The sequence below is a fragment of the Fulvivirga maritima genome (assembly GCF_021389955.1).
Classification (GTDB): domain Bacteria; phylum Bacteroidota; class Bacteroidia; order Cytophagales; family Cyclobacteriaceae; genus Fulvivirga; species Fulvivirga maritima.
Genome location: NZ_CP089980.1, coordinates 2,146,083 through 2,152,500, shown reverse-complemented (window position 1 = coordinate 2,152,500; position 6,418 = coordinate 2,146,083). Strand labels below are relative to the sequence as shown.

Here is a 6,418-nt window from a genome sequence, read left to right as displayed (position 1 = left end):
ACCATCACCATAAGAATCTTCTAATATTAAATCATAATCACCATCAGCCAAACACATCAGGGTTTCCATTTGCATATTAGCATATAACTCATCATTAGAAAATACAATAGAACCTTCATCATCTAACACATACCAAGAAGTTTCTTCGGGATAGTTATCAGTATTAAGAGTTAATATAAAGCCCTCGCCTGCCTCTTTCTGAAAATTCACTGCAGAACTATTAATATTATTCGAGGCCTGATCATCATCTCCCCTATTAACGGATAAAATTTCTAAAATCACTGTATTTACTCCCTCTTCCAAGTCAATCAAAGGCAAATCTAAAAACATGATTTCTCCAGGTCGGAAAAACAAATTATCCATTGAATAAGCTTCAAGTCCTAATTCTTCTACACCATACTGATAAACCATAGATGTGATAAGAGTAGTTCCGTTATTTTCTACATATGCTCTACCGGCTGCTTTATCTATACAAAAGGACAGTTCTCCTGCAACGGGTTCCTCAAGTACTACACCAAGATCTGTTGAACTAACAAAAGGAATAGAAAAATTAAAAAATACACTATCTGGATCTTCGAAGAAACCAGCGTCAAAATTAGGATGATCACCAGGAATAGTAACTATTTCAGTATTATCATCTAGAAAAAAGGGAGCTATAGCCATCATAAATACCATCCCCATAAGAATCATATAGGATAAATGTATAATCTCCGTCTTCTAAGCATATAGCAGATATATCTAGGTCATTAGCTGAAAATGTATTATTGAAAAAGATTACATTTCCATTATTATCTTGAATAGCCCAAGAAATTTCTTCAGGATATTCATCTGTCTGTGTTACTACTTGCAATCCAGTAGTATTTTCAAAAATATCTATTATATAAGAGACCTCAACTTCATTATCATTAGTAGGATTACCATCTTCTTCTGCTATACTAACAGCATAACTAAATTCACCTTCTACCGCATGAACTATATCTGGCATACTATAAGCAATTGTTTCACCAGGCTGTAGCACCTCAAAGTTAGCCGTAATAGGTATTTCATTGCCATTTTGATTGATCAGCAGGTCTATACTACTAAAAGTTTCTGTTCCTCGATTTTCAATTTCAACCACAGGCGATACTGTTACTTCTCCTTCACAAGAGAAATAGGTTTCACCATTCTCCACTCCTGATATCCGAGCAATAGCAGCATCAAACGCTGGTATTTCCGCCAAATGGTTTCCCGGGTCGCTATCATCTGCATCATAAGATGTGATAGTCCAATCAACAAAACTAAAAACACCGGCATTAGCAGTAAGTACATAACTATTCCTTACTGCTCGTGCATCTTGATAATCCCAATCCTGTCCGTTGCCATCAATACCAACTTGACCGAAGACATCAATGGCCATATTCAGGTTATTATCGTACAATTCATACACATCGTTACCATCAGCATTGACATCTGCATCTATCAAATCTGGAGTAACTCCTGCAAAGTTACTGCCCCAAGTGCCATCAAACTCGGATTTAGAGAATACAAATGTACCACCGGGCTCTATGGTAGTGCCCTCTGGAATATCGATAGAAACACTATGCTCACTTTGCCCATTAAAATAAATACGAAGTGATACATCGCTCAAGTCATAAGCTTCCGTATTACTATTATAGAGCTCTACGAACCTTGGCAAATCTGCTGTTTCTGTACCATCTACAATTTCACTAATGAAAAGATTAGGAAAAGCAACCAAATGCACAGTAGAAAACTCGAGCTGCGCCCTTCTGGGAGAGTTTAGAAGTGCGATATCAATTCTGGATTTCTGATCTTCTGTAAATATATTCATACAGGCATCATCTGTGTAATCCATATAATTTTCAATCATATCCATTGAACCACAACTTTCATGCTCTGAACATCCATAATTTGGTTCACTTGCAGCTGGGGTATCATCACAATAATCATCTACACTACAACCTCCGTCTCCCCAGATGTGTCTAAGCCCTAACCAATGACCTACTTCATGAGTTGCAGTACGACCGATGTTGAAATTTCCACCATCAGGATTAGCTAAATTTTCACCTCCTACAGTAGAGGTTAATAAAACAACACCATCCGTTGAAGCTGGTCCTTCATCATCTTCCATACCTGGTAGTTGTGCCAAACTTGGAAATTGAGCGTATCCTAAAATATTACAGTTTATCTCCATAATCCAAATATTAAGATACTGATTAGCATTCCAGCCAGACTCCGGTTTTATTACCTCTTCTATATAAGTTTCATCGAGACCAAAAGATGTGCATACCCCATAAGGAGGAGCGCTCCAGCCCATATCATTACGATCAATTCTATTTATACCTGGTTCTTCCAGTATTTGACCATCTGCACCAATTAATGCTGGCGCAAACTCAACCAGCACATCAGCACCTACAGGGTTATCATTATAGCCTAATGTTCCTTCTCTTTTTCTATAATCGAAGTTTAGCTGTTCTATCTGTGCCTCTATTAATGCTGCACTGATATTATCTCCACTGCCTACTGGCTCACCATTATGAATTACATGAAATATGACAGGAATGGTAAAGACATCTCCAGGCTCTCTGTATTGAGATGATGATTTACGTTGTTTAGAAAAGTCTTTTAAAGCCTTTTCATAATCATCAATAGACTTTAACTGAGGGTATTTACTCCGTAAACGTTGTTCATATTCGTAGCTAAAACATTTTCTTTCCTGGCCTTGAGAAAACAAAGGAGTAATTAAGAAAAGAAAAAATATAATTCTGCCGAACAGACAGGAAAGTAGATTTTGGTTCATAGATTAGGTTTTAAGATTAAAAATGGAGTTTAATAAACTAAAATCCGTCCTTAAAACCTAATTCAACATAGAACTATTATTATATAATATTAATTCTTTGGCTTTTTGTACAATGGTACGGTACTACAAGGCTCGCCATACATGATACTAGAAACTACCGGCCTTAGTTTTTGGGTTACTTCTACATAAGCAAACTCCGGAACCAACAAATCACTGCACCCTTTAACTACTACTTTTTTATCTTGATATTGCTGAACGTCAATTTTCGCAATAGCATGTGTGCAAATCAGTTTTTCTAAATCTGTCAAATCTCCATAAGCTACGGTTTTAGCATATGGTTCTAATTTGGTAGTGACGAGCATATATGCCCATGAAGGAATAATAGCATCAGCAGTACAAGTGAGTGCTACATGATTGCCCTCATATTGAGCCCAATCATGATCTTTTACATAGCCACGGAAATCCTTTTCTTTAAGAATCATTTCCTGAAATAACCAGTCTTTAAGATCAAACACCATTCTCTCCGATTTATCGATAAAGTCAGTAAGGTCTAAGGTTATTAACGGACTATTAGCTACTCTATTAATAATTTCTGTTTCTTCAGACATAATTCTATTTTTTTACATTGAACGGCCTCAACGCTTCTTAGGTTGAGTTACTCGAAACTCTTTAAGATAAAATGGCTCATAATAAGCTACATCTTCGAATATTTGTTCTTGAAATTTCTCAAAGGCCAACTTACCCACATATTCAGCATTCATAAATGGCAGATCAATAAATGAGGCATTTTCATGAGTTATCGCGGTTCTGCATTTGCCTGCACCATTACCGGCAAAAATAATTTCTCTTTCATTAAGTAATTCTACAAAACTTAACTCATCAACAATCTTGGGTGCCGTCTCTTGTATTTGACTCAAACTATTATCTGCAACCATGCAATAGACTTCCATCCGGCGAGCGTCAATCATTGGGCATAAAAGTGCATTAGTATAATTTACCTGATTCATCCCGTAGGCCATAGCCTCTAAAGTATTGATACTAATTAAAGGTATGTCTAATGAAAAGCTAATGCCTTTTGCTGTGCTAACGCCAATTCTCAAGCCTGTATAAGATCCCGGGCCACCAGAGACTGCCACTGCATCCAGATCTGAAAGTTTATAACCACACTGCTTCACCAATGCATCAATAATAGGAGCCAATAAACCTGAATGTGATTTTTCAATATATAAGTTCTGACTACCGAGAATTTCACCTTGATTTAATAAAGCCACCGAACAGATAGGAGTGGCTGTTTCTATACTTAGTATTAATGACATTTAGTTAGTTCCTGCGAGTATGCTTTTGTATTTCTGTGAATCATTTAAAACTGAAATGGCCTTTTGAACATCTTCATCATTTCTGAAAGAAGCTTCGATTTCACCTTTTTGATAAAAGTATCTTGCTGCTATCTCTACTTCCAGCGCCTGAGCAATTTCATCTTGAAAAGTTTCCAGATCCAATTCCTTGTTATGCTTCACTTTTGTTTTGAGATCCATTAACTGCTTATGGATATCTTCATAATATTTCTCTTCTTTAGATGACTCTTCCAAGGCATCTATTTCCTTTTCGACCTTAGTAGTGTAGTCATAATTTTTATCACTAAGCCATTTTTTAAACTGGTCATAGTCACTATCAGAAAGTTGAAAATTCTTAGCATTAGCCGGGGCATTGTGCTCAGCTGCATATTGGGTAGCATAATTAAAGACCAACCCTTTTGTAACCAGACTCATGGTAATGGGGGCATAATACTCATGATCAATTTTAATATCAGGATCTAAGCCCTGCCCATCATATACCACTCTACCACTAGTAGTTTTAAATTCAGTTTTTAATGAATCAGCAAATTTACTTACCGAGCCATCATCATTTCTATGAGCATAATCAAGGGCCTGGATACAGCGGCCACTAGGAATATAATATTTTGCAGTAGTAACCTTAAGCTGAGCATTGTAACTAAGCGGCCTGGTGGTTTGCACAAGTCCTTTTCCAAAAGTTCTTGTACCTATTAGAATACCTCGGTCATAATCTTGAATAACACCTGAAACTATTTCGGCAGCAGAAGCGCTCCCGCCATTAGTAAGTACTACCAAGGGTATCTCAGTATCTACGGGGCTATTTAGCGTTTTGTAGCTTTTGTTCCAATCTGTGACCTTTCCTTTAGTAGACACCACTTCCTTATGCTTATCTATAAACACATTGCTCACATTAACCGCTTCACTCAGTAGACCCCCAGGATTGCTTCGTAAATCTAGAATGATGGATTTTGCTCCACTTTCCTTCAGGCTTTCGACCGCATGAGCCACTTCTTTACCTGCCTCTGTAGTGAAGTCTTCCAATTTGATATAACCAACTCCTTCTGACACTAATCCGGAATAGCGGACATTATCCACCGTGATTTTTTCTCTCTTTATATGAAAATCAAGCGGCTTCTCCTCACCATATCTTTTAACAGTAACATCTACATCTGTCCTGGCCTGACCTTTCAGCAACAGACTGACTTCTGATACACTTTTTCCTTCCACATCATGGCCATTGATATTAATGAGCTCATCTCCTATTCTCAAACCAGACTTAAAGGCAGGAAAGCCTTCATAAGGCATGGTAATCAGTGTTTTGTCTCCCACTCTGCCAATCATAGCCCCTATACCCGCATACTGGCCGGTAGTCATGGTTCTGAAATTTTCTATTTCATCTTCAGGAATATAACTGGTGTAAGGGTCAAGAGAGCCCAGCATAGCATCTATGCCTGTTTCGATCATTTTATCAGGATCGACCTCATCTACATAATAGGCATTAACCTCTTTAAATAATGTGGCAAAAATATCCAGGTTCTTGGCTATTTCGAAATATCGCTCAGTAGGAGCCATAAACGAAACCAAGGTGATAAGCGCCAGGGAAGGGATTATTATCTTAGCCTTTAGTAGTCTCTTCATCATTGTTATGCTTTAAGGTCGACATTTTATTCAAACGCTGGCTAACAGAAATGAGTTTCTTTTCGATATTACGAAAAGGCAAAATTTCTTTAGCCGTATAAATATAAGCAATTTGAAATTTCACAGGAGCCTGGAATTGGGGCTTGTTCAAACGATAAGCTTCGCGAACCCTGCGTTTCACCTTATTGCGGTCTACAGCCTTTTTAAAATTTCTTTTAGAAACGGCTATGAGTACCTGATTTTCATCAATATCAGAAAAGGGCCTATAAAAGACCTTAAATGGATACAAATAAAAAGAGGAACCCTGTGAAAAGAGTTCCTGGATATATTTCTTCTGGGAAAGTCTTTCTGACTTTCCAAACGTGTTTAATCTCATCTCAAGTGGTTTTTTTCAGCCAAATGAAAAAAACAACTTACACGGATACTTTAAACCAGCAAGCTGGCTCAAAATATTATTTATGAGTTTTCTCGTCAGAAACAGTAAGTTTCTTTCTGCCTTTAGCTCTTCTTCTAGCTAACACTGCTCTGCCATTTACAGACTCCATACGAGATCTGAAACCGTGCTTGTTCTTTCTTTTTCTTTGCGATGGTTGAAATGTTCTTTTCATTTTGATATACTTTAATCCTTCTTAGTTAAAAAAGAGAGGAG

The 6,418-nt window shown here is 37.3% G+C and carries 7 protein-coding genes (1 of these 7 running past the window's edge); all 7 read right to left on the bottom strand.

Features of this window, described 5'->3' with window-relative positions:
* Positions 1–690, bottom strand: the 5' end (the start) of a protein-coding gene (locus LVD15_RS09135) for a T9SS type A sorting domain-containing protein (RefSeq protein ID WP_233779988.1). 1,287 nt of this gene lie to the left of the window's left edge; 690 of the gene's 1,977 nt are visible here — the first part of the coding sequence; it begins with the start codon at positions 688–690; the stop codon falls past the left edge of the window.
* Complete coding sequence (locus tag LVD15_RS09130) at positions 635–2,797, bottom strand: M43 family zinc metalloprotease (protein WP_233779987.1); 2,163 nt, start codon at positions 2,795–2,797, stop codon at positions 635–637. Before LVD15_RS09130 ends, LVD15_RS09135 begins: the two co-directional genes overlap by 56 nt.
* An 89-nt stretch (positions 2,798–2,886) precedes the next feature.
* Positions 2,887–3,405, bottom strand: a complete 519-nt coding sequence (locus LVD15_RS09125) for a DUF2480 family protein (RefSeq protein ID WP_233779986.1) — start codon at positions 3,403–3,405, stop codon at positions 2,887–2,889.
* Positions 3,406–3,432: 27 nt separating this feature from the next.
* Positions 3,433–4,113, bottom strand: coding sequence for a tRNA (adenosine(37)-N6)-threonylcarbamoyltransferase complex dimerization subunit type 1 TsaB (gene tsaB, locus LVD15_RS09120; RefSeq protein WP_233779985.1), 681 nt, complete (start codon positions 4,111–4,113; stop codon positions 3,433–3,435).
* Complete coding sequence (locus tag LVD15_RS09115; RefSeq protein WP_233779984.1) at positions 4,114–5,772, bottom strand: S41 family peptidase; 1,659 nt, start codon at positions 5,770–5,772, stop codon at positions 4,114–4,116.
* On the bottom strand, positions 5,747–6,145 hold the full coding sequence (rnpA, locus tag LVD15_RS09110) for a ribonuclease P protein component (protein ID WP_233779983.1): 399 nt from the start codon (positions 6,143–6,145) through the stop codon (positions 5,747–5,749). The genes LVD15_RS09115 and rnpA overlap by 26 nt, the downstream gene beginning before the upstream one ends.
* Positions 6,146–6,221: 76 nt before the next feature.
* Positions 6,222–6,377, bottom strand: coding sequence for a 50S ribosomal protein L34 (gene rpmH / locus LVD15_RS09105; protein ID WP_233779982.1), 156 nt, complete (start codon positions 6,375–6,377; stop codon positions 6,222–6,224).
* Positions 6,378–6,418: the final 41 nt, after the last annotated feature.